Here is a 23963-nt window from a genome sequence, read left to right as displayed (position 1 = left end):
AAAGCCATCCGATCAAGGTCGGTTTCCCGGTGTACCGGACGGCCGGAAGCTCCCCGCCGTACCGGGAAAGCGACCTTGATCGGATGGCTTTCGACCCCGAAGCGGCCGCCGCGCTGATCGGCCTGGCGCCCACCGCATCCTGGCGCCGCGGCGACCAGCTTGCCGGACGCCCCGGCCGCAGCGCTTCAGCACGTGGGACTTCGGCCTCCCCGCGCAGGAGACCTACGAGACCGAGGACGTCGTCGTTGCCCTGCTCGCTGGCATCGAGGGCTGAGTCAGACGAGCGCACCCCAGCGGGTGGTCAGCTCTTCCATGGTCGGCATCGCGACAGCACCACCGGGGCGCTCGCACACCAGCCCGGCTACGGCCAGCGCGAACGTCACGTACTTCTGCCAGCCGGCCAGGTCGGCCGGGACGCCGTCGGCGAGCAGGCGCCGCACCAGCGCGGCCATCACCGAGTCGCCGGCGCCGGTGGCGTCGATCGCGGCGACTGTGGGCGCCGGGAGCATGGTGGCACCCTCGGACGTGGCGACGTGGGCGCCCTTGGCGCCGCAGGTCACCACCACCGCGCGGGCACCGGTCTTGAGGATGTGCTCGGCGGCCGTGGCCGGGGTGGCGCCCTCCCAGAGGATTTCCGCATCGGCCGAGCTGAGCTTGACGAGGTCGGCGGTGGCGAAGAACTCCTCGACGAGGTCGCGCAGGTTGTTCACCGCTGCGGCGTCGGGGAGCAGCTTCGGACGTACATTCGGGTCGAAAACCCGCAGCGGGCCCGGCACCGACCAGGCAGCCTTGGCCGCGGCTTGGAACGGCTCGCGCATCAGGCTGATCGAGCCCGCGTAGAGCACCGCCGCGCCCGCTACCGCCTGCTTGTCAATGTCAGCGGGGGTGACCAGCGAATACGACGGGGGCTCGCCGTAGAACTGGAAGGTCGGCTCGGCGCCCTCGAACGTCGTCACCGCCAGCGTGGTCGGCACCGGCACGCGCAGGCTCGTGGCCATGCTGACGCCGGACTGGCGCAGGAACGCGGCAATGCGGTCACCGATGGTGTCGTTGCCCAGCGAACCCACATACTGCACTTCACCGCCGAGCCGGGTCGCGCCGACCGCCACGTTGAGCGGGGCACCTCCGATGGCCTGGCGATAGATCAACTCGCCGTCACGCTCGGCCTCCAGAAGGTCGACCAGCGCCTCTCCGAGCACCACCGCATAAGCCATCTTCCGCACCCCTCCCGGTCTTTTCCGCCAGCCTCGCGCCCGCCGAGCCAGAAAGCTAGCACTCCCCCGATGCTCGCCCGTTATGGACTGATTTGACATTATCTGCCCATGCGTCGCGCGCTTTTCGTTCTCGCCTTTCTGGTCCCTACGCTCGCCGGATGCACCTCGGCCGGGGTCGAGACCCCGATGACCACCGCCAACCCTCCCCCTGCGGCAACCCCGTGGATTGTGACGAGCGGCATACCGGATCCTGACGCGAGCCCCAGCAGCGGTCCCTCCGCATCCGCCGGGCAGGCACCGTTGACCGAGGGCACCGCTTCGGGCGCGTTCCAGCCGTTTCCCAAGGGCACGCAGGCCATCACGTACAACCCCGGAGTGGTCCCGGCAGGAGCGACGGCTCAGGTCTCCATCGCGACCACATCCCAAGGGGTACGGGTCCGGCTCGCGGTCACCGGCATGCTCGCGCGCCGGGCGTACGGTGCCCACCTGCACACCATGACCTGCACCTCCGTACCGGATGACGCCGGGCCGCACTACCAGCACCAGGCCGACCCGTCCAAGCCCTCGGTCGACCCGGCGTACGCGAACCCGGACAACGAGGTCTGGCTCGACTTCACCACCGACAGCAAGGGCGCCGCGACGGTGGCCTCGACCCACGCGTGGGTCTTCGACACCGGCCTGTCCCCGCATTCGCTGATCATTCATTCGGAGCTGACACGTACGGACAAAGGCAAAGCCGGCACCGCAGGCACCCGGGTGGCGTGCCTAACCCTGCGCCGCTGACCGCCGGAGCCCTCCCGGGGGCGCTTTGTGCGGGGGCCAGGCGGTAACGTCAGGAGGCAAGCGGCACAGACGGGAGGGCCACACAATGGCCGAGCAGGGCGAAGGCAAGCCGATGGCGAAGACGGAGTCGCACGACCCCGACTTCCCGGAGGCGTTTCTGCAGTTCATGCGCGGCGGCTGGCGCGAGGACGCGCTCGAGGTCACGGCCCGGCCCGAGGTGCCCAACTACGCCAAGCGCCGCGCCGCGCTCTCCGACGCCTTCCCCGGCGAGACGCTGATCATCCCGACCGGCCGCGAGAAGGTGCGCGCCAACGACACCGACTACCCGTTCCGCCCGGGCAGCGACTACGTCTACCTGACCGGCGACAGCGACCCCGACGGCGTGCTCGTGATGCGCCCCAGCGGCTCCGGGCACGACGCGGTCATCTACACCCACGACCGCAACTCCAAGGACACCGACGCGTTCTTCCGCGACCGCAACGGCGAGTTGTGGGTCGGTCGCCGGCACACGCTGAGCGAACGCTCCAGCGAGCTGGGCATCGAAACCGCGCCCTACTTCCTGCTCGGCACCGCCCTGGCCGACTGCGCCCCCTCGCGCACCCGGGTGCTGCGCGGCCTCGACGCGAACGTCGACCGCACGATCCTGGCCTACGACCCCGACCCCTCGGTGCGCCGCGACCGCGCGCTGGCCGGCGTGATCGCCGAGCTCAAGCTGGTCAAGGACGAGTGGGAGATCGCCCAGTTGCAGGAGGCCATCGACGCCACCGTGCGCGGCTTCGAGGACGTGGCCCGCGTGCTGCCGGCCGGCCGCCCGGTCAAGGAGCGACTGCTCGAAGGCGTGTTCGGCCTGCGCGCCCGCCACGACGGCAACGACGTCGGCTACGGCAGCATCGTCGGCGCCGGCGCGCACGCCACGATCCTGCACTGGGTCCGCAACACCGGCCTGACCAAGCCCGGCGAGCTGCTGCTCATGGACATGGGTGTCGAGGCCCGCTCCTTCTACACCGCCGACGTGACCCGCACGATCCCGGTGAACGGCACCTTCACCCCGCTGCAGCGCCAGGTCTACGACATCGTGCACGCTTCCCAGCAGGCCGGCATGGACGCCATCAAGCCGGGCGTGAGGTTCAAGGAGATCCACCAGACCTGCATGCGCGTTCTCGCCGAGGGCCTCAAAGACCTCGGCCTGCTCCCGGTCAGCGTCGAAGAAGCCATGTCCGAGCAGTCCACGGTCTACCGCCGCTGGACCCTGCACGGCTTCGGCCACATGCTCGGCATCGACGTGCACGACTGCTCGGCGGCCCGCAAGGAGAATTACCGCGAGGGCTCGCTGCAGGAGGGCTACGTGCTCACCGTGGAACCGGGCCTCTACTTCCAGCCCGAGGACGACCTGGTCCCCGAGGAACTACGCGGCATCGGCATCCGCATCGAGGACGACGTCCTGGTCACCGCGGACGGCTGCCGCAACCTGTCAGTTGGTTTGCCGCGCACCTCGCAGGACGTCGAGACCTGGCTGGCGACTCAGCGCGAGGCCGGCCCCCGCCTCCCGGAGTAAGCCAAGACGTAGCGGGTCGGGCCGGCGTGGGCTGGACCGGGCCGGCCCGAGGTACCTCACGTGGCAAGGGAAGTGCGGGAGCGCCAGGCAACCCACCACCAGCCGTCGCCCAGTTCGCGCCGGCTCCGCAACGCCATTTGCGCCTGCACACAACAGAGACGGAACGCAGGCCGTTATCGCTTCGTAACCTGGTTAGCCCGAACCAAACGCCAGGCACCCGCATCGCAGGGGAGGACACCACCTAGCTGCGAAGGGTTCCCGATGAAGCGCGCCACCCTGACCGTTGCCCCCACCTCGGCAGCTCCGTCCCTGTCGGCTGTCACGAGTTCCAGCCCGCCGGCCAAGGCCGAGCCCACCACGAAAGCCCCGCAACCCACCGTCCTGGGCCCGCAAGGAATGGGGTCCCTGCGGCTCGGGAGGAGTCCGGCCGACGCCACCGCGACCGGCCTGATCGGCAGGTGGTTCAAGCCGGTGAACGGACCGGTGACCGGGGACTGCCAGATGGTGGCGCCGCTGAAGGGAGCGCCGGGCGGTGAGGGCAAGGTCGTCCCGCTGGCGCTGCAGGACAACAACCAGCGCTGCTACGCGTGAACGGTACGCAGGATCGCGTCGGTCAGGTCCTCGTCGCCGATCTGCTTGATCTGCACGTAGAGCCGGCCGGCCGCGACCTCGCTGTAGGAGATCGAGGTGCCGGCGCAGCCCGTGTACCGCGTGGCCCGGCCGGTCGAGCCGTTCACCGTGACCGTCCGGCCGGGTTGCCGCGCACAACGGGGGTGCACGGGCAGGTCCGTCGCCTCGATCTCCCGTGGGGCGGTGCCGGCGAAGACACCTGGCCCGGCGCTGTCCTCCGTACCCCAGAGATTGATGTCCTGCGCTACGGACAACCCGGGTTGCTGAGCGGCCGGCAAACCGACTGCGGCCGGGTTCCATCCCGCGTCCTTGAGCTGCCCGGCCCAGGCGGGGGGCACCGCGAGCGACACGGCACCGGAGGCATCGCTGACCCACACCCACCGCTCGGTGTGCACGGATCCGGCGGTCAGCGCCAAGCAGGCCAGCGCGAGCACCGTGCCGGTCAGCCGTCCGACCGCTTGCCCGATCCGGTTGCGGTGCTGCCGGGGTGTGGCGAGTACGGCGTCCAAGGCGTCGGCGAACGCCGCGGCGGAGGGCCAGCGCCGGTCCCGCTCAGCCGCCAGCGCCCGCATGACGATGCGGTCCACCGCCCGGGAGACACCGGGCCGCAGCCTGGAGGGCTCGACCGGCTTGGTTGCGCTGGGCGGTTGTCTGGTGAGCATCTCGTACGTCAAAGCGCCCACCGCGTACACATCGGCGCGCACATCCAGTCCTCCACCGGGGCGGGACTGTTCGGGAGCCATGTACCCCGGGGTGCCGGCCACGACCGTGAACCCGGACGCGTACGCGATAGCCTTCGCCAGCCCCAAATCTGCCACCAGCACCCGCTCGGAGCCCCGGATCGTGGCGATGAGCACATTGGACGGCTTCAAGTCGCGGTGCAGCACACCGGATTCGTGCAGATCCTCGGTCGCCCGCGCGATCGCCACCGCCGTGCCCAGCGCCTCGCGCACCGGCATCGGCCCCTTGGCCAGCCGCTGCGCCAGCGTGCCACCGCCCGCGTACGTCATCACCTGGTACGGACGCCCGTCGGGCAGCTCCCCGACGTCGAGAATGCGCACCAGCCGCTCGGACTCCGCGCGGCGCAGCACCTGGGCCTCCTGCTCGAAACGCGCCCGCACATCCGGCTGGTGCGCCCAGTTGTCGGCCAGCACCTTGATGGCCACCCACGACTCAAGCTGATCGTCCTCGGCCAGCCACACCGTGGCGAACGCACCGGACCCAAGACGCCGCTCGACGCGGTAACGCCCGACCCGGGCAGGAATGGACACGGCTCATACTATGATCACCGGGGGAAACGATGCTGACCGATCACCACGAGGTTCTGGCCGGCCGGGCGGCCGCCGGTGACCGCACCGCGCTCAACGACCTGCTGGGGGCCATCCGCCCGGATGTGCTGCGCCGGTGCGCCCGGTTCCTGCCGTGTTACCAGGATGCCGAGGAAGCCTGCCAGGACGTGCTGGTGCAGGTGGCCCGGCACATCGGCGGGTTCGAGTCCCGCTCCCGCTTTTCCACCTGGCTGCACGTGGTGACCGCCAACAGCGCCCGGCAGACCTACCGTTCGCTCAAACGCCGTGCGGTGGAGCAGGCCCATGACGTGCTCCCGGTCGAGCCGGCCGATCCGCGCACCACCAGCGTGATCGCGGGTTCCCGGCTGGACCTGCTGGAGGCGCTCGACCGTCTCGAAGCCCGCCGACCGGATCTGGTTGCGCCGATGGTCCTGCGTGATGTGTGCCAGCTTGACTACCGCGAGATCGCGGCCCAGCTCGGCATTGCGGAGGGCACCGTGAAATCCCGCATCCACCAGGCCCGCGCCGACGTCCGCGAATACCTGCTAGCGGTTTGACAGCGCGGCCCGAAGACCAGAAGAACACCACGGCGATGAGCCATGGTGTCGGCCGCATCGGCGAGTTGGCGGCCCGGGCCCTGCTCGACGCGATGGCCGTCGCCGAACCCGCTGTCCACCAGGCGCCGGCTGCGCGGTTCGCGGCTCGGGGAGCACGCGCTGAGGGCCGCACGCGTAGGGTCGGCGCATGCATGCCGATGACGTACGGCGGATTGCGCTCGGTCTGCCCGGAGTTGAGGAGATTGCCAGCGACGGCTTCGACTTCCGGGTGGGCGGCAAGGGCTTCGTGTGGTCCTATCCGGAGCGCCGGCCGGGAAAGCCGCGCGTCATCCGTACCGATACAGCGGTGCTCTTTGTCGGTGATGAGGCCGAGAAGCAGGCGCTGGTTCTCGGGGAGCCTGATCTGTTCTTCACCATGCCGGGCTATGACGGGCTGCCGTTGGTGATGCTGCGGCTGGCCGAGGTGAATGCCGAGCGCCTGAAGGAATTGGTGACCGACGCCTGGCGAATGCGCGCACCCGGTTGAGCCGTGGGTGAACGCCGTGCACGACCGCCTGGGCGCCCCGGCGTCCTGAGGTGACGATCGCGGCTGGTGCTGGGCGGCGTACCCCGGATCACTTGTTCGTGGTTGCCGCTTGAGGTCTTCTCGGGGAGTATGGCGGGCCGGTGGTGTCTTCCGGCGGGAGTTGATCGACGTGCGTGCGTGGCCGACGGTGGGCGCTGCCTTGCTGCTGGTGGCCGGCTGTACCTCTTCCGCCGAGCCGGAGCGGGCGCCCAGGGCCTCCCAGCCTGCCGCCTCGCCGCCGGCGTGGACGGAACCGGCGAACTACACCTACGTGGTCGAGCGGCGTTGCGAGGGCAAGGAGTCGCTGGGCGTCTACCGGGTCACGGTGGCCGGCGGCGAGGTCGCCTCGATCGAGCGTACGGACGGCAGAACGGCCGCCGGCGAGGAGGAGATCGAGGTGCCGACGCTGGGCGGCCTGATGGAACTCGCCCAGACCGCGGCCGACGACGGCGGCCAGATGACGACAAGCGCCGACCCCGCCGACGGGCACCCGGTACGGATCGCGTTCGACGTCTCCGAGGACCAGAGCAACGAGGACAACACCTGCTTCGTCATCGCCGATTACGCCCCAAAATAGCCCGAATCGCGCGGAAGCTGTGGGATCTGGCCCGTGTACCGATTTCGGTTGGGTAGTCCAAGGCATTTCAGGATCTGGACATGCCCGGAGAAGATTTGCTGCGGCTGGCGCGCGACCGTTCGGTGAAGGTGCGTTCGTGGCTGAGCCGCTGAGCGATCTGGATTGGTTACAGCACGGTGAGCAGGCCGGCTCCGAGAACGCCGCCGGCGATGACCATCGCGGTGGTCAACGCGGTGGTGCGCCACCCCAGTGCCCGGCCGACCATGGCGATTCCGGGCAGGCTGACCGCGGGTAGCGTCACCAGCAGGGCGCCAAGGGGTCCCAAAGCGACACCGGCGAGAGCCAGGCCCTGCAGGATCGGGATCTCCCCGGCGGTGGGGATCACCAGCAGCGTGCCGGCGATCGCGGCGAGCATCACGACCACCACGCCGGAGCCGAGGGTTGTGCCGATCGGGAACAGCCAGCCGCGGAACGCACCGATGAGCAGGACCATGATCAGGTATTCCGGGATCAGTACGATGGACAGCCGCAGCAGGGCTTTGCCGAACCGCGCCGGGGCGCCGGCCAGCCATTCGCGGCCCACCGGCTCGGCGCTTGCGGCGTCCGCGACCTCGCCGGTCAACTGGGACGCCTCCATCCGGCTCGCGGGCTGCCGGCCCTCGACGAGCCGGGCCACCAGCGCCGAACCGCCCACCACGATCAGCACGCCGACGACGAGCCTGGTGACGGTCCATTGCCAGGGTGCCACGAGCACCAGGAAGATCAGCACCGCCGGGTTCAGCAAGGGATTGCCCAGCCAGTACGCCAGGGCGGCCGCCGTTGACACCCCCGAGCGGCGCAAGGTGACTGCCACCGGCGCAGTGCAGCAGGTGCACATCATCGACGGCGTGCTGCACAGGCCGCCGACGACCGCGCTGGTCACCCGCCCGCGCCGGTTGAGCACCCGCAGCAGCCACCGCCGGGGCACCAGCGATTGCACCGCGGCGCTGATCAGCAGCGCCGCGGTCAGTGCCTTCCACACCGCCGTGAGGTAAGCCCCAGCGAAGGACGTTGCGGCCTGCCACGACGGCGCATCGCCCGGTTGTACGCCGCCGACGCTCAGGATGCTCGACCCGCTCCAGGCGCCACTCGCGGCCAGGCTGCTCGTGCGCGTGGCATACGGCAGCCACTTCGCCCACAGCAGGACGACCACGAACAGCACGCCCGCCAGGAGGAGGCCGGCCACCAGCGCGGCCCGGGCGGTCTTCGGGTCGGGCAGCGACGAGGATGCACGATCAACCGACATGCCGGTCACCTCTCCCGAGCAGGGTACGCACCGAGATACCCGTCGATGATGGACCTACACGTACAGCCCGGTGATCAGCCGAGCGGGGCGGCGAACACCGCCACCGATCGGGCGGGCACCGTGAGCACGCCGTCCTGTGCGGAAGCCGTGCGCACCAGCGGATCCACCGACGCCACCAGCTCCGGGTGCAGGATCAGCGGCACCTCGGCCAGCGCCGGAACGGTTTCCACGGCCGTCGACTCCGTGGCGTTGAACACCGTCACCACCGTGCCCCAGCGCGGGTCCAGCCCGGTGCCGTCCAGGCACATCACGATGACCCCTGGCGTCTCGGTGGGACCGCCCAGCGGGAACGTCAGCCGCCGCTCCACCTCGTCGGCCGTCGGCAGGCCAAACACCGGTGAGGATCGGTGAATGCGCAGCAGCTCGGCGAAGCGGGCTGCCGTTGCGTCCATGTCCTGATCCGACGGGATCAGCGAGGGCAGCGCCAGCAGCGGTTGGGCCCACGGCCATCTGTCCTCGTTGTCGGGGGCCGGGGGCAGGCCGACGCCGAATCCGTTTCCGGCGGACCAGCGGATCTGGTTGAACCAGTCGCCGGAGTTGTAGGAATTGCGATCCAGCGACTTGGACCGCAGCCGTTCGCTGCCCAGCGCGAAGAAGCCGACGCCCTGCCCAAGGATCACCAGTGACAGCGCCAGGATCTGCAACCGCGAGCGCTCCTGCATCGCCAGCGTGGGCGGCAGCTTGAAGGCCATGGCGTCGTACAGGATTTCATTGTCGTGCGCGTCGACATACGACACACACTCCCCCGGCGTCACCGCATAACCGCCGGGCGAACCGTTGTAGTCGATCTGCGCGCCGCTGTACTCCACACCGGTATGGGTGATGAACCGGTACGTCGACAGCGCCCCCGACAGCCCCACCTTGATCCGGTCATGAACGCTCAGCGGGGTCGCCGAACCCAGCCCGGTGGCGAAACCCTGCACGCCGGGGTCATCACCGGACGAGCCGCCACCGCGAACCGCATCGCGCAGCCGGTCGTCGAACGTGCCGACCCCGGTGCCGGCCATGTTGACCTGGGTGGCCTGCGCGAACCGGGCGTCGTAGGCAACTTCGCCGAAATTCCAGCCCTCGCCGTACAGGTAGATGTCGTCGGGAAGGGATCTGCGCACGTCGAGGATGTTGGCGCGGGGGTGGTGGCCCATCAGGTCGAAGCGGAAGCCGTCCACCTTGTAGTCGCGCGCCCACGTGCCGATCGAGTCGACCACGAGCCGGCCCATCATCAGGTGTTCCGGCGCGGTGTTGCTGCAGCAGGTCGACTCGGCGACAGAGCCGTCGTCGAGCAGGCGGTGGTAGTAGCCGGGCACGATGCGGTCGAGCACGCTGAACGGGGCCAGGCCGTCGGCCATGGTGTGGTTGTAGACCACGTCCATGATGACCCGCAGCCCGGCGGCGTTGAGCGCGCACACCATGCGGCGGAATTCCAGGATGCGCGAGCTGCCGTTCGGGTCGCTGGCGTAGCTGCCCTCGGGGGCCGTGTAGTGCAGCGGGTCGTAGCCCCAGTTGAAGCCGTCCTGCTCGGCAACGGCCATGACCGCGCGCTGCTGCTCCGGTGAGCCGGGCGGGAACGACGCGAGATCGCAGGCCGGGGCCGCCTGCTCGGAGCGCCGGTCCGGCACGGTGGCGAAATCGAAGGCGGGCAGCAGATGGACGTGGGTCAGCCCAGCGTCCGCCAGCATCCGCAGATGACGCATACCCGTCGACTCTTCCTCCGCGAACGCCGAGAACGTACCCCGGTGCGCGGGCGGCACCGTGTCGTCGGCGATGGAGAAGTCACGAACGTGCAGCTCGGCGATCTGCATGCGCGCCGGGGCCACCGCCGGCGGCTTGCTCAGCGTGTCCCAGCCGGGCGGCTTGAGCACCGGATCGTCGAGATCGACAAGCTGGCTGTGCGTCGAGTTCGCAGACAGCGACACCGAGTACGGGTCGGTAACGCTGGTGGTGACAATGCGTTGCGCGGCCGGGTGCCACACTTCGACGCGGTACCGGTAATAGCGGCCCATCCATTTCGCCTTCACGGGAAGCGACCAGATGCCGGTTGCGGCGTCTCTTTCCATGGAGTGAATCTTGGGCTCGTCATAGGGGGTCTTCGACAATTCCAGCGACACGGTTCGCGCGGTTGGGGCCCAGACGCTCAGCACGCCGTCGTTCAGCCCGAGCGGCGCCTCGGCGGCGTCGGCATGAAGGTCGTCGAGCACGCCGGGCAGTTGCACGCTGGTCAGCGCGACGACCTGGCCCAGCGGGTCGCGGCCGGTCACCAGAAGCCGGCCACGCAGCAGCGATCCCAGCGCCGCGCCGGCCAGCTCGGGCACCGCGTAGGCACGGTAGGCGCGCAGGTGCGGGAACTGCCGGCTCTGCGCCTGGAACAGCCCGCCGGGACGCGGGGTGAGCGGCAGAATGGTGTGCTCGTCGGCCGAGGCGACCAGCGTGAAAGCGTCGGCGCGGTCGGCGAAATGCGCGGGCAGGGCGATCGTGGTGCGGTCCAGGAAAACGGCGAGCGCGCGAGCGGGGTCGAGCTCGGGGCCCAGCGAACCAAGGTCGGGGCGTACGACCTCCGGGGTGCCGGCGAGCATCCAGATCTCGCGGTGCGCGCTCAGGTCGAGGCGCTGATCGTCGGGCAGATCTTTCTCGTCGCCGCGGTGGAGGACAAAGCGCAGGCCTACCGCGTCGGGACGGGTCGGGACGCGGAACACGGCGCCGAAGGAGTCGAAGGCATCGGGGGCTGCAGGCGTACCCCATCGAGGTTTGTGGAATGTGCCTTCCCAGGCGTGCAGGCCCCACCCGGCGTAATTTCCGTCGGGGCGGCGGTAGTGAATGATCGCATGGTCATCGGCGACTTTTCCGGGCTCGGGCGGGGTCGGGTAGATCTGCGGATCACCGGGACGCAACCAGATCTCAGGGGTGACGCCGGGGTCCACGTGCCGGTCCTCGGCCACATCCTTGGTGCCGTCCGCGTCGATGACCAGGAAACCCACGTCGGTCGCCCGCTCGGCCAGGCGCACCCAGGCGAAACGTCCCCAGTCGTCGGCGCCGGCGAACGGCTGCCCGCCCGGGAAAGTGGTCTTGGCCGATTCGTCGATATCGCCCCAGACGTAGAGCAACCGGTCGGACGGGTAGTGCACCACGAGCCAGGTCATGGATACATGATCGCTCAACGGGTGGCGATGACCGTGGTGATCCTGGGTCCGGCGGCGTCGCAACGCAGCAGATAACGGTAGCTTTCGCCGGGAACCGCGTTGCCCAGGCTGTCGAGATATTCCCATTCCACCTCGACCATCGCCAGGGCCGTGCTCAATTGCTGCACGTCGCGAAGTTGCGCGTGGGCGGCCACGATCTGCTGTTCGTTGTACGCCGGAGCCGCGCCGAGAAACGACAACGCCACCGCAGCCGGAGAAGTGAAGGTGAAACTGTACGAGTCGGCGATGACCATGCCGGGCAGCGCGTAACACCCAGCGATTCCGGCGACGTCACCGCGAGTGAGCGCGGAACCGTAGCGGTCGAAGAAGTCGGTGAGCCGGTCCAGATCCGTGGGTGCCTGCACGGGGCGTGCGATACCCGGCCCGGCGCGGCACGAAACCACTCGTCCGGGTTGCGTCAAATAACAAGACGGACGTACGGTTTACTCGTCGAGATGAACGCTGAGTTAGGTAAACCTAACCGGCGAGCGGTCGTTGCCGGTGCGGGAGACTGCTGAGGACTACTCACGGTCGCTGGGTGTGAAGGAGTTGACGTGGCCAGCCTGGACACCTTTGGTGCGAAGAGCGAGCTGCGCGTCGATGACGCGAGCTACGAGATTTTCACGATCGACAAGGTTGAGGGCCATCAGCGCCTGCCCTACTCCTTGAAGATCCTGCTGGAGAACCTGCTGCGCACGGAGGACGGCGCGAACATCACCGCCGACCACATCCGCGCGCTGGGCGGCTGGGACCAGACCGCCGACCCGAGCGTGGAGATCCAGTTCACGCCCGCGCGGGTGCTGATGCAGGACTTCACCGGCGTGCCGTGCGTGGTCGACCTGGCCACCATGCGCGAGGCTGTCAACGACCTCGGTGGCGACCCCACCAAGGTCAACCCCCTCGCGCCGGCCGAGCTGGTCATCGACCACTCGGTGATCGCCGACCTGTTCGGCCGCGAGGATGCCTTCGCCCGCAACGTCGAGCTGGAATATCAGCGCAACCGCGAGCGCTACCAGTTCCTGCGCTGGGGCCAGACCGCGTTCAACGAGTTCAAGGTCGTGCCCCCGGGCACCGGCATCGTGCACCAGGTCAACATCGAATACCTGGCCCGGACGATCATGGAAAGGAACGGCCAGGCCTACCCCGACACCGTCGTGGGCACCGACTCGCACACCACGATGGTCAACGGCTTGGGCGTGCTCGGCTGGGGCGTCGGCGGCATCGAGGCCGAGGCTGCCATGCTGGGCCAGCCGGTCAGCATGCTGATCCCGCGCGTGGTCGGCTTCAAGCTCTCCGGTGAGATGCCCGCCGGCACCACCGCCACCGACCTGGTGCTCACGATCACCGAGATGCTGCGCCAGCACGGCGTGGTCAGCAAGTTCGTCGAGTTCTACGGGCCCGGCGTGAGCGCGGTGCCGCTGGCCAACCGGGCCACCATCGGCAACATGTCCCCGGAGTACGGCTCCACCGTCGCGATCTTCCCGATCGACGAGGAGACCATCAAGTACCTCAAGCTGACCGGCCGTTCCGAGGCGCAGGTCAAGCTGGTCGAGGCGTACGCCAAGCGCCAGGGCCTGTGGCTCGACCCCACCGCCGAGCCGGACTACTCCGAGAAGCTCGAGCTGGACCTGTCGACCATCGTGCCCTCGGTGGCCGGCCCGAAGCGCCCCCAGGACCGGGTGAAGCTGAACGAGGCCAAGCCGATGTTCCGCGACGCCCTGCAGAACTACGTCACCGCCGAGGCGGGCCCGGTCGACGAGTCAGTCGAGGAGACCTTCCCGGCCAGCGACCCGGTCGCCAACCACCGGGACTCCGAGGCCGACAAGCCGCACGTGTTCAGCGCAGCGAAGGGCTCGAACGGGCGAGCGAGCAAGCCGACCCGGGTGGTGGCCGAGGACGGCACGGAGTTCGAGCTGGACCACGGCGCAGTCGTCATCGCCGCCATCACGTCCTGCACCAACACCTCGAACCCGCAGGTCATGATCGGTGCCGCGCTGCTGGCCCGCAACGCCGTCGAGCGGGGCCTGAGCCGCAAGCCGTGGGTCAAGACCACGCTGGCGCCCGGCTCCAAGGTTGTCTCGGACTACTACGACCGCGCGGGCCTGACGCCCTACCTGGACAAGCTGGGCTTCAACCTGGTCGGCTACGGCTGCACCACCTGCATCGGCAACTCCGGTCCGCTGGCTGACGAGATCTCCGCCGCGATCAACGAGCAGGACCTCACCGCGGTCAGCGTGCTCTCCGGCAACCGCAACTTCGAGGGCCGGATCAACCCCGACGTCAAGATGAACTACCTGGCGTCCCCGCCCCTGGTCGTCGCGTACGCGCTGGCCGGCACGATGGACCTGGACATCACCACCGAGCCGCTGGGCACCGGCGCCGACCGCCAGCCGGTCTACCTGTCCGACATCTGGCCCAGCGCCAAGGAGATCGACGACACCATCGCCTCGGCGATCGGCGCGACCGGCTTCGAGGCGGCCTACCAGGACGTCTTTGCCGGTGACGAGAAGTGGCAGTCGCTGCCCACACCCGAGGGGAACACCTTCGACTGGGCGTCGGAGTCGACCTACGTCCGCAAGCCTCCCTACTTCGAGGGCATGGCGGCCCAGCCGTCGGACGTCGTGGACATCTCGGGCGCGCGGGTGCTGGCCAAGCTGGGTGACTCGGTGACCACCGACCACATCTCGCCGGCCAGCTCGATCAAGCCGGACTCCCCCGCGGGCAAGTACCTGGCCGAGCACGGCGTGCCGCGGCACGAGTTCAACTCCTACGGCTCGCGGCGCGGCAACCACGAGGTGATGATCCGCGGCACGTTCGCCAACATCCGGCTGCGCAACCAGCTCGTGCCCGGTGTCGAGGGTGGCTTCACGGTCAACCACCTGACCGGCGACCAGGCGACGATTTACGACGCGTCGGTGGCGTACAAGCAGGCCGGCGTCCCGCTGGTCATCCTGGCCGGCAAGGAGTACGGCTCGGGTTCGTCGCGTGACTGGGCAGCAAAGGGCACCATGCTGCTGGGCGTGCGCGCGGTCATCGCCGAGTCCTACGAGCGCATCCACCGCTCCAACCTGATCGGCATGGGCGTGCTCCCGCTGCAGTTCCCGGCGAAGACCACCACCGAGTCGCTCGGCCTGACCGGCACCGAGACGTTCACCATCACCGGTGTCACGGAGCTCAACAACGGCACGATCCCGGCCACGGTCAAGGTCCGCACGGACACCGGCGTGGAGTTCGACGCCGACGTGCGCATCGACACCCCCGGCGAGGCCGACTACTACCGCCACGGCGGCATTCTGCAGTACGTCCTGCGGAAAATGCTCAACAGCTGATTTCGGTACGTTCAGAGCAAAGCCCCGTCACCGGACCTCGGTGGCGGGGCTTTGCTATACGCAGAGTGACTTTACCGGGCGGTTTGCGTGGCTTCAGCCGGAAGTTGTAGGCAGTCTCACGCAAGATCGGCTCTGCGGATGATGCGCTGGAGCGGGCCGACCCCGCAGAGTTAGCCGCCGTGCCCCCCGTCATCACCGCCCCTCTGCCGCACGAAGACGGCGACCGGGCGACCAGCCCCACCGAGTGGATCCCCGCCCGGCTGCGGCCCATCGCCCTGGCCGGGCTGCTCGCCGGTGTGCTGAGCCTCGCCTGGGCGGTGTGGGTGGCCCGCGACGCCGGTGACCTCGCCGCGCAGTACGCCTGGACCGCGTTCGTCCGCCAGCACCCCGGTTCGGCCTACAACTTCTCCTGGTACGGCGGCATCCACCCCGCTTCGTACAGCGTCATCTCGCCGTACCTGATGGCCTGGCTCGGCGTGCGCACCACCGGCGTGCTCGCCTGCACCGCCGGTGCCTGCTTCGGCGCCCTGCTGCTCATCCGCTGCGGTCTGCGGCGTCCCCTGATGCCGGCCCTCTGGCTGGCCGTGGCGATCTGGGCCAACCTCGCCGCGGGCCGGGTCACCTACCTGCTCGGCACCGTGTTCGTGCTGATGGCGGCCATTGCGCTGGTCCCCGGCACCGGCTCGCGCCGCCCGCGCCCGGCGGTGGCGGCAATCCTCGCCACGGTGGCCACCCTGTGCAGCCCGGTCGCCGGCCTGTTCATCGAGGTCCTGGCCGCAGCGCTGTTCCTGACCGGACGCCGCCGGCACGCCTACTGGCTCGCGCCGGGGCCGCCGCTGGTCATCGCCGCCACCGCACTGCTGTTCCCCTTCTCCGGGGTGCAACCCTTCCCCTGGTACGCCGCCCTGCTCACCGTGGCCGGCTCGGTTGCCGTCGCCGTACTGGTCCCGGCGCAATGGCGACTCGTACGCTCCGCCGCCTGGGTCTATGCCGCGGGCGTCGCGTTGTGCTGGGCCCTGCCGACGCCGATCGGCAGCAACGTCGAACGGCTCATCATGCTGGCCGGAGCGGCGGTGCTGATCTGCGCCGGAGTCGCGGGCCACCAGCAGGGCCGCAAACTGGCCATCACCTCCCTGGCGGCCACCGCGATCGCGATCGGCACGCTGGCCCAGCCCGTCCGCGACATCGTGCGCACCGAGCCGACCGCCGACGCCCAGCCACTGATCACCGAGCTGCTGCGCCGCAACGCCCAGGAGGGCCGGGTCGAAGTGGTGCCGATGCGCACCCACACCGAGGCGTCCAGCATCGCGCCGCACGTCAGCCTGGCCCGCGGCTGGAACCGGCAAGCCGACGTGCAACGCAACCCGCTGTTCTACGACGGGACGCTGACCGCGGCGGCGTACCGGGCCTGGCTGCGTACCGTGGGAGTGGGTTATGTCGTGCTGCCCACCGCCGAGCCGGACAGCGCCGGTCTGGCCGAGGCCGAGATCATCACCACCGGACCGGCCTGGCTGTCGCTGGTCTGGCAGAACGCCGACTGGCAGCTGTACCGTGTCGCCGATTCGGACTCGCTGGTCTCGGCCCCGGCCACCGTCAGCTACGCGGGACCGGACGCGCTGACCGTGCACGTTCCCCACGGCGGCTCGTCGCTGATCCGCATCGCCTGGTCCCCCTGGCTCGTGGTCAACGGCCACGGCGCCTGCCTGGCCCGGAGCGGCGAATGGACCGAGCTGATCACCCCGGGTGCGGGCACGTTCACCATCGAGGCCCGGTACGCGCTGAACCGCGGAACCCCCTGTGCCTGAGGCTGGACTCACGTCGATGGAACTCGATTCCGGCTCGGACCTGAGCGCAGCGGACTGGCTCCTCCGGTCCGGCACGCCCGCCCTGCAACTGCTCACGTTCGGCCCCCAGGGGTTCGAGGCGTACGCCCGGCTGCGCTTCATTCCCGACCCGGTCGAGCCGGGTCAGGACGAGGCCGACGTCGAGGTCGCCGACGATCACCCCTCGGACCTCGAACAGACCAGACACGCGCTGCGGGTGCTCTCCGGGTTCACCACCACCCCGCAGGATCTTTTCGCCTGCCTGTGGGACGGCTACTCGGATCAGCAGTTGCTACCCGGTCCTCGCGTCGAGCTGCCGTACCGCAGCTGTGCCTTGCTGCGCGGCTTCGACATGTCCACCGCGGTACACCCGCCCGCGTTCGTGTGGCCGGCCGATCGGCGCTGGTGTTTCGTCAGCGACGTCGACCCGCACTGGGCCGGCATCGGCGCCGGCCGAGCCGCCATCGACGCGCTCATCGCCGACCCGCGACTTGACGTCGTACCGGCTGATCCGGCCCAGCGCCAGCCCGCCTACGGCTTGTCCACGACCGAGTAGTTCGCCGGAAGCTGACCCCGGCCGGTCAGGGCGCGCAGCAGCAGCGTGGGGTCGGCAACGCGGGCGGCCTGCAGCGTGGTATCGGTGAGCACCTCGGCCGCGAACTCAACCGGCACCCCGGCAGCACCGGCGACGTCGAGGCCGTGCACCACCAGCTCGAACGTCCGCGTGGCGATCCAGTCCCGGACCCGCATGCCGCCGCCCGCCGTGGCAACCACGTCGCTGTCCCCTGCCGCGGACAAGGCTTGGGTGGCCTTGCGCGCGAACTCGGCGACGGCACGCGCCGGCTCGTCACCGAGGGACTCCCCCGCCTTGCGGGCGTCCTGCGTCGAGGCGGCAGTTGCGGCTGCGTAGATTTCCGGCGGAACTGTGCGGGTGAGCCCCCAGTAGGCCTCCGGCGACTCGAGGGTCACCGTCGGCGCGGGCGACGCGAGCACGCCGGGAACCTGGTGCAGGGCCGAGCTGACGGTGTGGCCGACCAGGTCGCGCAGGCTCCACTCGCCGAGGCCCGGGCCGGCCCAGCGCTCGTCCGGGATGCGAAAGACCAGGTCGGTGAAGACGGTGACGGCCGACTTGTAAGCCCAGCGAAAATCCATACTTCCCATCCTGCCCCAACACCGTCGTTGCCCCGCCCCGCGGTGGTCTGAGCGACCGATGACCGGCCGATAAACAGGTTGCGACGCCGGTAGCAGGTCCGGCAGAGTCACCGGGACAAGGTTTCCGTAGGTCCGCAGATGAAGGGGGTGAACCTCATGGCTGTCGCTGTCATCCGCCGTGCCCAGGTTCAGACGACTTCCCGCTTTATCTCCGAGGAGACCCTCCAGTGCGAGAGCACGATTCTTTCCGCCCGGCCACCGCGCGCCGCGGCCGTCGCAAGTTCGACGACGACTCTTTTGTAGACAACGGTGAGCCCGCCTACCAGAAGCGCGGGCGCCTCACGCCGCACCTGAGCGAGGAACCGGACCTGCCGGAGACCGGCGACCGGTGGTCAACCTGGGATGGCGCGCTGCACGGTCCCAAGCCAAGGCCCGATTGGGTACGAACAGAGTACGGCGCCGTGGACACCGAGCTCGGCATGCTCAAAACCGGCAAGGAAGCCGACGTGTTCCTGGTGCGCCGGTCCAACCCCACCACCGGGCTGAGCAGCATGCTGGCCGCCAAGCGCTACCGCGACGGCGACCACCGCCTGTTCCACCGTGACGCCGGCTACCTCGAAGGCCGCCGGGTCCGCCGCTCCCGCGAGATGCGGGCCATGAGCAACCGGACGTCGTTCGGTAAGCAGGTGATCGCCGGACAGTGGGCAGCCGCCGAGTTCGACGCGCTGTCCCGGCTGTGGCAGACCGGCGCGGCGATCGCGGTGCCGTACCCGGTGCAGATGCTGGGCACCGAGCTGATGCTGGAGTTCATCGGCAACTGGGAAACCGGCGAGGCGGCTCCCCGACTGGCCCAGGTACGCCCGGACCGGGACGAACTCGAGAACCTGTGGCGGCAGATGCTCGACGCCTTCAGCGTGCTGGCCCGCTCACAGATCGCGCATGGTGACCTGTCGCCGTACAACATCCTGGTCCACGACGGTCGCCTGGTCATCATCGACCTGCCCCAGGTGGTCGACCTGATCGCCAACCCCCGCGGCGGCGACTTCCTCGCCCGCGACGTACGCAACGTGGCCGCCTGGTTCACCTCGCGCGGCCTGAGTACCGGCACCGACCGCCTGATCGGCGACCTCTGCTACGAGGCGGGCCTGACCTGACGCGCCTGCTCCGCTGGGCCGGGCGTAGGTCCCGGCCCGCGGGCTGGCGTCACTGAATGTAGCCCTCAACCTCGCCGACGCTGTGCGCCTGCTCGGTGTCCGGGTTGTTGCCGGCTGCACGGGCGGCGCGGCGCCGGCGCAGCAGATCCCAGCACTGGTCGAGCGCCTCTTCGAGCTCCTTCAGGCGCGCGTGCTCCTCGGCGGCGCTGAGCGTGCCCCGGCTCAGCTGCTCGCGCAGCTTGTGCTCCTCGTCAACCAGGCCGTGGATCCGGCCCAGGACCTCTTTGTCATCCATGGGCCGAGCTTAGGGCCTGTCCTGCGCCGTACGTACGACCGCGGGTTCAGCAAGCTTTGGTGCGGCGCTTGGTGAGCCAGCGCATGACCTCCATGGCATGCGCGGCAGGGTCGGGGATCGGGTGGAAGACGTGTTCCACCACGTCGTCGCAGACCACCAGGGTCAGGCGCTGGTAGAGGGTCAGGTCGCCGGCGCTGTGCAGGGGCAGGCCGGTGGCGGCGGCCAGGAGCAGCTTCGGATCGGGGATCAGGGGGTACGGCAGGCGGAGCCCGTGAACGAGTTCGCGTTGGTAGCCGGTGGACTGGGCGGACAGCCCGAACACCCGGGCCGCGCCGGCTGCCAGGAGTTCCGCGTGGTGGTCACGTAGCCAGACCGCTTGCTCGGTGCTGCTTCGCGCGCCGTGCACTTCCAGCAAGCCCCGCGGCAGGTCCACGCCAGGGCGGCCGGTCAGCGGGTAGACGAACACGACGGTGCGCCCAGGGCCGGGTGCGCTCAGGTCGACGCGCCGTCCATCGGTGGCGTAGAAGGACAGCGCCGGCAGCGGCTCCCCAACCCAAGCAGCCACATCCTGCCGACCGGCAACCCCCTGCCGAACCGCTCACGACCTGGTGGGCGGCGGCGTCGATGCGGGCGTCAAGGGCGTCGCGTTGGGCGCTCAGTTCGCCGATGCGCTGCTGCAAGCCCTTCACCGTGCTGCGGAACGTTGCCACCGCGGCCGCGCATACGTCGTCCCCGCCGGCTATCGACTCGACGAAGGGACGCGTCTCCTCCACCGCCAACCCGAGCGCCATCAGCTCCCGGATCTGCGCCACCTGCTGCACGGCGACCGGCTCATACTCCCGGTAGCCGTTGCTCAGCCGCCGGGGCACCACCAGCCCCACGGCTTCGTAATAGCGCAAGGCCCGCACGGTCGTCCCGGTTAATTGCGCCAGCTCCCCCACCCGCATGCGCCGACCCTAAACCCGCACCCTGGGGTACAGGTCAAGCTCAGCGGGCCGGCGCCGACATAACCGCCGACAAGCCCTGAATGACGTTCCCGACCACCCGCGTCGGAGCGAACCGCCCGTCGATCCAGCTACGGCCTCGATGCAGCCATACGCTGGGCAGACCCATGGCCGCCGCCCCACCGATGTCGGCTTCGGGGCTGTCGCCGACGATCCAGGCGCCGCCGAGGCGCATGCGGACGCGCTGGGCGGCCAGGGCGAAGATGCGCGGGTTGGGTTTGCTGACCCCGGCCTGTTCCGAGATCACCCAGTCGGCCACGTAGCGGTCCAGGCCGGTGCGGCGGATGCGGGTTTCCTGCTGCTCGTGCGGGCCGTTGGTGACCACAACCGGCACCCAGCCCGCGTCGCCGGCAATCTGCAGGGCGCAAGCTACCAGCGGGTCCAGGCGTTCGTAGGCCAGCGGGCCTTCGTGCAACTCATCGAGCAGATCGATTGACGGTACGTTCAGGTGATAGCGATCCCGAATTGCGTCGGCCAGGTCCCAGCGTGATGTCAGACCGTCGGCATCCACGGACAGCAACCAGTCGAGATCTTCGTGCGGGGCCGCGATGTCGTCGAGGAAACCCTTTGCCCACAGCTTGAAGGCACCGCTGCGGTCGAGCAGGGTGTCGTCCAAGGCCAGGAAGACGAGGGGCACCCGGGCACTGTACGTGAATGAATACGGCACCGGACAGTCCAAGAGTGTTAACAAAACGCCGCCGGATCGGGTGTTTTCACGGATGACGGGATGAGCCGCAAGCCGTACGTACGGATTGCAAGCTTTGACCGTGACGTGACACCATCGGTCGCGTGCCCAGGGTTAGCCAGGACCAGCTAGAAGCCCGCCGCCACGAGATCCTCGGGGCGGCCCGCGGGTGCTTCGCGCGCTACGGCTATGAGGGAGCGACAGTGCGCCGCCTTGAGGAGGCTACCGGACTGTCCCGCGGCGCAATTTTCCACCATTTTCGTGACAAGGATTCCCTGTTCCTCGCGGTAGCCGAGGACGACGCGGCCGCCATGGTCGAAACAGTGGCCCGCAACGGCCTCGTTCAGGTGATGCGCGACCTCCTCGAACGCGCCAGCGGCAGCAGCGACACCGCCGGCTGGCTCGGCACCCAGCTCGAGGTCTCCCGTCGCCTGCGCACCGACCCCGAGTTCGCCGGGCGCTGGGCCGAGCGCTCCGCGGCCATCGCCTCAGCCACCCGCGACCGGCTCAAGCGCCAGCGCGACGCCGGCGTGCTGCGCGACGACGTACCGGTTGAAGTGCTCACCCAGTTCCTTGAGCTGGCCTACGACGGCCTGGTCCTGCACCTGGCCACCGGGCGTCCGGCCGGTGAGCTCAGCCGGGTTCTCGACGTCGTTGAGGAAGCTGTCAGGCGGCCGTGACCGTGCTGTTGCATTGAGTTGCACAATGAGGTCATGACGCAGCCCACCTGGGGAATTTCGGGTCCCACCTTTCTCCTGCTGTACATCGGCGCGCTGATCGCGGTCGCCGGGCTGGCCGCCATCCATCGGAGCATCCTGTTCCGGGGCAACCGCAGTGCGGCCGTCGGCTCGCTCGGACCGCAGCAGGTCGCCTATCTCAACGGCGGACCGCGGCTTGCGCTCTACGCCTCGCTCGCAGGGCTGCGCAGCGCCGGCGCGATCAGCACAGCGTCGGACAAGACGCTCAGACAGACCGGTCCGCTGCCGTCCGGGGTCACCCCGCTGGACACCGCGCTCTACAACGCCGCGGGTCAACGCGTCCGGGCCCGCGAGGTGCAGAACGAGCCGTGGGTGGCCTCGGCGATCGAGCAGCTCGGCACCGGCTTGCAGTCGCAGGGGCTGGCGGTGAGCCCGAGCCGGGTTCGTACCGCTCGACTCTGGACCTGGGCAGGGGTTGCCCTGATTCTTCTCGCCATTGCGCGGCTGGTGGCCGGGCTGGGCAACGGCAAGCCCATCGGTTTCCTGCCGTTCATGATCATCGCGTCGATCGTGCTGACCCGATCGTTGTGGGCGAAGGCGCGGTGGGCGACCACCTCGGCCATGCAGGACATGCGGGGTCTGCGCCGCCAGCACGACTACCTCTCCCCCCGGCAGTCTCCGTCCTACGCGACCTACGGCGCGGCCGGGGCGGCGATGGGCGTGGCTCTCTACGGCGCGGCGTCACTGTATGACATGGACCCGGCGTTCGCCGCGGAAGCCGAGGTCCAGCGTCAGGCCGCCCTCAGCGGGGGCTCCAGCAGCTGGATCGGCGGCGGCGATTCGGCAAGCAGCTCCAGCTGCAGCGGCGGAAGCTCGTGCAGCGGGGGCAGTTCCTGCGGCGGCGGTGGCGGCGGGTGCGGCGGATGACGAGCTACGGCGTGGGGATCGGGTGGCGTCCGGAGATTTCCGGGTACGTCGCCAAGCTGGAGAACTTGCGCTTCGCCGAGGTGGTGGCCGAGTCGGTGCATGCCCACGGCGAGCTTCCGCTGGGCCTGGCCGGCCTGCTCGACCGCGGTGTTGCCGTGGTGCCGCACGGGGTGAAGCTGTCGCTGGGCGGCGCCGAGCCGGTCGAGCCCGAGCGGGTCAGCCATCTGGCGGGCGTGGCCCGGCGGCTGCGGGCACCACTGGTGAGCGAGCACATCGCGTTCGTACGAGCCGGCGGGGTTGAGGCCGGGCACCTGCTGCCGGTTCCGCGTACGCGTGAGGCGGTGGACGCGGTGGTGGCGAACGTGAAGCGCACGCAGGCCGAGTTGGACGTGCCGCTGGCCTTGGAGCCCATTGCCGCATTGTTCGACTGGCCGGACGACGAGTTGGATGAGGGCGCGTTCCTGACCGAGATCCTGGAACGTACCGATGCGTTGTTGTTGCTTGATGTCGCCAATGTGTATGCCAATGCGCTGAACCGCGGCGGTGACCCGGCGGAGTTGTTCGACCGTATCCCGTTGTCGCGCATCGCCTACTGCCATGTGGCGGGCGGGTCGTCGCACGACGGGGTCTACCACGACACGCACACCGACGCGGTGCCGCCGGAGGTCCTCCAGTTGGTTGCCGAGCTGTGTTCCCGGCACCGGCCGCCGGCCTTGATGCTCGAACGCGACGGCGACTACCCGTCGGCCGCGGAACTGACAGCGGAGCTGGACGCCATCGCCGCCGCGTCCGGATATCCCGCGGTGACGCGGTGAGTTCGCTGGCCCAGCGCCAGGCCGAACTGGTGGCCGCGCTGACCTCGGGCGCTCCCGTGCCGGCCGGCTTCGACATCCGGCTGGTCGAGATCGCCAGGGTCGCCCTGCTGCGCAAGCGAGCCGGCGAGGTGGCCCGGTTCTGGCCCGCCCTCGCCGGCTCGTTCGGCCGGTCGTGGATCCGCGAGTGGTCGGCGTGGGCGGCCACCCGGCCCACCCAGGGCTCCCTGCGCGACGGCTGGGACCTGGCCCGGGAGTTGCGGGCCCGCAATGCCCTGCCCGAAACGGCGGTTGACGAGCTGACCGCTCGCGAGAAGACGCTGCGCTACGACGGCCGATCAGCGCCCCGCCCGCGTCGCTTGGCCGCCCTGCGACGGCTGGTGATCCGCTAGCGTC

Annotated in this window: 23 protein-coding genes and 1 pseudogene; 14 read left to right on the top strand and 10 right to left on the bottom strand. The window is 69.6% G+C overall.

From position 1 onward, the window contains the following. Nucleotides 1-275: 275 nt before the first annotated feature. Nucleotides 276-1214: a carbohydrate kinase gene (locus tag TFC3_RS10125; RefSeq protein ID WP_067506374.1), complete on the bottom strand. Its 939-nt coding sequence runs from the start codon at nt 1212-1214 to the stop codon at nt 276-278. Between the two features lie 108 nt (nt 1215-1322). Between TFC3_RS10125 and TFC3_RS10120 the strand changes: the two genes are divergently transcribed. The 3 genes from TFC3_RS10120 to TFC3_RS10110 all read left to right on the top strand — a co-directional run bounded on the left by TFC3_RS10120 (nt 1323) and on the right by TFC3_RS10110 (nt 4143). Beyond that, a complete protein-coding gene (locus TFC3_RS10120) occupies nt 1323-1997 on the top strand; it encodes a superoxide dismutase family protein (RefSeq protein ID WP_236718057.1) in 675 nt (224 codons plus the stop codon). Between the two features lie 85 nt (nt 1998-2082). Then, on the top strand, nt 2083-3552 hold the full coding sequence (locus tag TFC3_RS10115) for an aminopeptidase P family protein (protein WP_067498568.1): 1470 nt from the start codon (nt 2083-2085) through the stop codon (nt 3550-3552). A 261-nt stretch (nt 3553-3813) separates the two neighbouring features. Further along, the gene (locus TFC3_RS10110; RefSeq protein WP_067498566.1) at nt 3814-4143 is read left to right on the top strand and encodes a hypothetical protein; all 330 of its coding nucleotides are present in this window, start codon (nt 3814-3816) and stop codon (nt 4141-4143) included. On the opposite strand, the gene TFC3_RS10105 is transcribed toward TFC3_RS10110, so the two are convergent. Then, a complete protein-coding gene (locus tag TFC3_RS10105; protein WP_067498563.1) occupies nt 4134-5453 on the bottom strand; it encodes a serine/threonine-protein kinase in 1320 nt (439 codons plus the stop codon). The genes TFC3_RS10110 and TFC3_RS10105 overlap by 10 nt on opposite strands. A gap of 29 nt (nt 5454-5482) precedes the next feature. Here TFC3_RS10105 and TFC3_RS10100 point away from each other — a divergent pair, with 29 nt between their 5' ends. From TFC3_RS10100 to TFC3_RS10090, 3 genes are all read left to right on the top strand, one after another. Next, entirely contained in the window at nt 5483-6028 is a 546-nt protein-coding gene (locus tag TFC3_RS10100; protein WP_067498561.1) for an RNA polymerase sigma factor, read from the top strand. A gap of 187 nt (nt 6029-6215) precedes the next feature. Next, nucleotides 6216-6554, top strand: a complete 339-nt coding sequence (locus TFC3_RS10095; RefSeq protein ID WP_067498558.1) for an MmcQ/YjbR family DNA-binding protein — start codon at nt 6216-6218, stop codon at nt 6552-6554. A 169-nt stretch (nt 6555-6723) separates the two neighbouring features. After that, nucleotides 6724-7170, top strand: a complete 447-nt coding sequence (locus TFC3_RS10090; RefSeq protein ID WP_067506367.1) for a DUF6174 domain-containing protein — start codon at nt 6724-6726, stop codon at nt 7168-7170. Nucleotides 7171-7336: 166 nt separating this feature from the next. Here TFC3_RS10090 and TFC3_RS10085 read toward each other — a convergent pair whose 3' ends face one another. The 3 genes from TFC3_RS10085 to TFC3_RS10075 all read right to left on the bottom strand — a co-directional run bounded on the left by TFC3_RS10085 (nt 7337) and on the right by TFC3_RS10075 (nt 12053). After that, nucleotides 7337-8455, bottom strand: a complete 1119-nt coding sequence (locus tag TFC3_RS10085; RefSeq protein WP_067506364.1) for a permease — start codon at nt 8453-8455, stop codon at nt 7337-7339. Nucleotides 8456-8529: 74 nt separating this feature from the next. Continuing rightward, entirely contained in the window at nt 8530-11649 is a 3120-nt protein-coding gene (gene pulA / locus TFC3_RS10080; RefSeq protein ID WP_067498555.1) for a pullulanase-type alpha-1,6-glucosidase, read from the bottom strand. A gap of 14 nt (nt 11650-11663) precedes the next feature. Beyond that, nucleotides 11664-12053, bottom strand: a complete 390-nt coding sequence (locus TFC3_RS10075) for a hypothetical protein (RefSeq protein WP_067506361.1) — start codon at nt 12051-12053, stop codon at nt 11664-11666. A 189-nt stretch (nt 12054-12242) separates the two neighbouring features. Here TFC3_RS10075 and acnA point away from each other — a divergent pair, with 189 nt between their 5' ends. From acnA to TFC3_RS10060, 3 genes are all read left to right on the top strand, one after another. Then, nucleotides 12243-15017: an aconitate hydratase AcnA gene (gene acnA, locus TFC3_RS10070; protein ID WP_067498553.1), complete on the top strand. Its 2775-nt coding sequence runs from the start codon at nt 12243-12245 to the stop codon at nt 15015-15017. A gap of 179 nt (nt 15018-15196) precedes the next feature. Continuing rightward, nucleotides 15197-16822, top strand: coding sequence for an MFS transporter (locus TFC3_RS10065; protein ID WP_236718056.1), 1626 nt, complete (start codon nt 15197-15199; stop codon nt 16820-16822). A gap of 16 nt (nt 16823-16838) precedes the next feature. After that, a complete protein-coding gene (locus tag TFC3_RS10060; RefSeq protein ID WP_067498550.1) occupies nt 16839-17396 on the top strand; it encodes a hypothetical protein in 558 nt (185 codons plus the stop codon). Here TFC3_RS10060 and TFC3_RS10055 read toward each other — a convergent pair. Further along, nucleotides 17372-17992 (bottom strand): maleylpyruvate isomerase N-terminal domain-containing protein, encoded by a 621-nt coding sequence (locus tag TFC3_RS10055; RefSeq protein WP_067498547.1) that lies wholly within the window; start codon nt 17990-17992, stop codon nt 17372-17374. The two genes, TFC3_RS10060 and TFC3_RS10055, sit on opposite strands and share 25 nt — an antisense overlap. 227 nt (nt 17993-18219) lie before the next feature. Between TFC3_RS10055 and TFC3_RS10050 the strand changes: the two genes are divergently transcribed. Then, nucleotides 18220-19146, top strand: a complete 927-nt coding sequence (locus tag TFC3_RS10050; RefSeq protein WP_067498544.1) for a serine protein kinase RIO — start codon at nt 18220-18222, stop codon at nt 19144-19146. A 49-nt stretch (nt 19147-19195) separates the two neighbouring features. Here TFC3_RS10050 and TFC3_RS10045 read toward each other — a convergent pair whose 3' ends face one another. The 4 genes and pseudogenes from TFC3_RS10045 to TFC3_RS10035 form a co-directional block, all read right to left on the bottom strand. Continuing rightward, entirely contained in the window at nt 19196-19441 is a 246-nt protein-coding gene (locus TFC3_RS10045) for a DUF2630 family protein (protein ID WP_067498541.1), read from the bottom strand. 46 nt (nt 19442-19487) lie between these two features. Next, nucleotides 19488-20006, bottom strand: a complete 519-nt coding sequence (locus TFC3_RS39195) for a redoxin family protein (RefSeq protein ID WP_236718055.1) — start codon at nt 20004-20006, stop codon at nt 19488-19490. Between the two features lie 259 nt (nt 20007-20265). Further along, nucleotides 20266-20388, bottom strand: a pseudogene (locus TFC3_RS39190) (MerR family DNA-binding transcriptional regulator); the annotation flags it as partial. A gap of 40 nt (nt 20389-20428) precedes the next feature. Beyond that, the gene (locus tag TFC3_RS10035) at nt 20429-21082 is read right to left on the bottom strand and encodes an HAD family hydrolase (RefSeq protein WP_067506355.1); all 654 of its coding nucleotides are present in this window, start codon (nt 21080-21082) and stop codon (nt 20429-20431) included. 152 nt (nt 21083-21234) lie between these two features. Here TFC3_RS10035 and TFC3_RS10030 point away from each other — a divergent pair, with 152 nt between their 5' ends. From TFC3_RS10030 to TFC3_RS10015, 4 genes are read left to right on the top strand one after another with little or no spacing between them, the layout of a single operon-like run. Next, complete coding sequence (locus TFC3_RS10030; RefSeq protein WP_067498537.1) at nt 21235-21810, top strand: TetR/AcrR family transcriptional regulator; 576 nt, start codon at nt 21235-21237, stop codon at nt 21808-21810. Between the two features lie 33 nt (nt 21811-21843). Beyond that, the gene (locus TFC3_RS10025; protein ID WP_067498535.1) at nt 21844-22755 is read left to right on the top strand and encodes a TIGR04222 domain-containing membrane protein; all 912 of its coding nucleotides are present in this window, start codon (nt 21844-21846) and stop codon (nt 22753-22755) included. Next, nucleotides 22752-23570 carry a DUF692 domain-containing protein gene (locus TFC3_RS10020; protein WP_067506352.1) on the top strand — a complete coding sequence of 273 codons (819 nt, stop codon included), beginning with the start codon at nt 22752-22754 and terminating at the stop codon, nt 23568-23570. The genes TFC3_RS10025 and TFC3_RS10020 overlap by 4 nt, the downstream gene beginning before the upstream one ends. Further along, nucleotides 23567-23959, top strand: coding sequence for a hypothetical protein (locus TFC3_RS10015; protein ID WP_067498532.1), 393 nt, complete (start codon nt 23567-23569; stop codon nt 23957-23959). Before TFC3_RS10020 ends, TFC3_RS10015 begins: the two co-directional genes overlap by 4 nt. The last annotated feature ends 4 nt before the right edge of the window (nt 23960-23963 follow it).

This window comes from Actinoplanes sp. TFC3 (genome assembly GCF_001553785.1).
GTDB lineage: Bacteria > Actinomycetota > Actinomycetes > Mycobacteriales > Micromonosporaceae > Actinoplanes.
The sequence above is the reverse complement of the archived record's forward strand: the minus strand, read 5'-3'. Positions and strand labels throughout refer to the sequence as shown.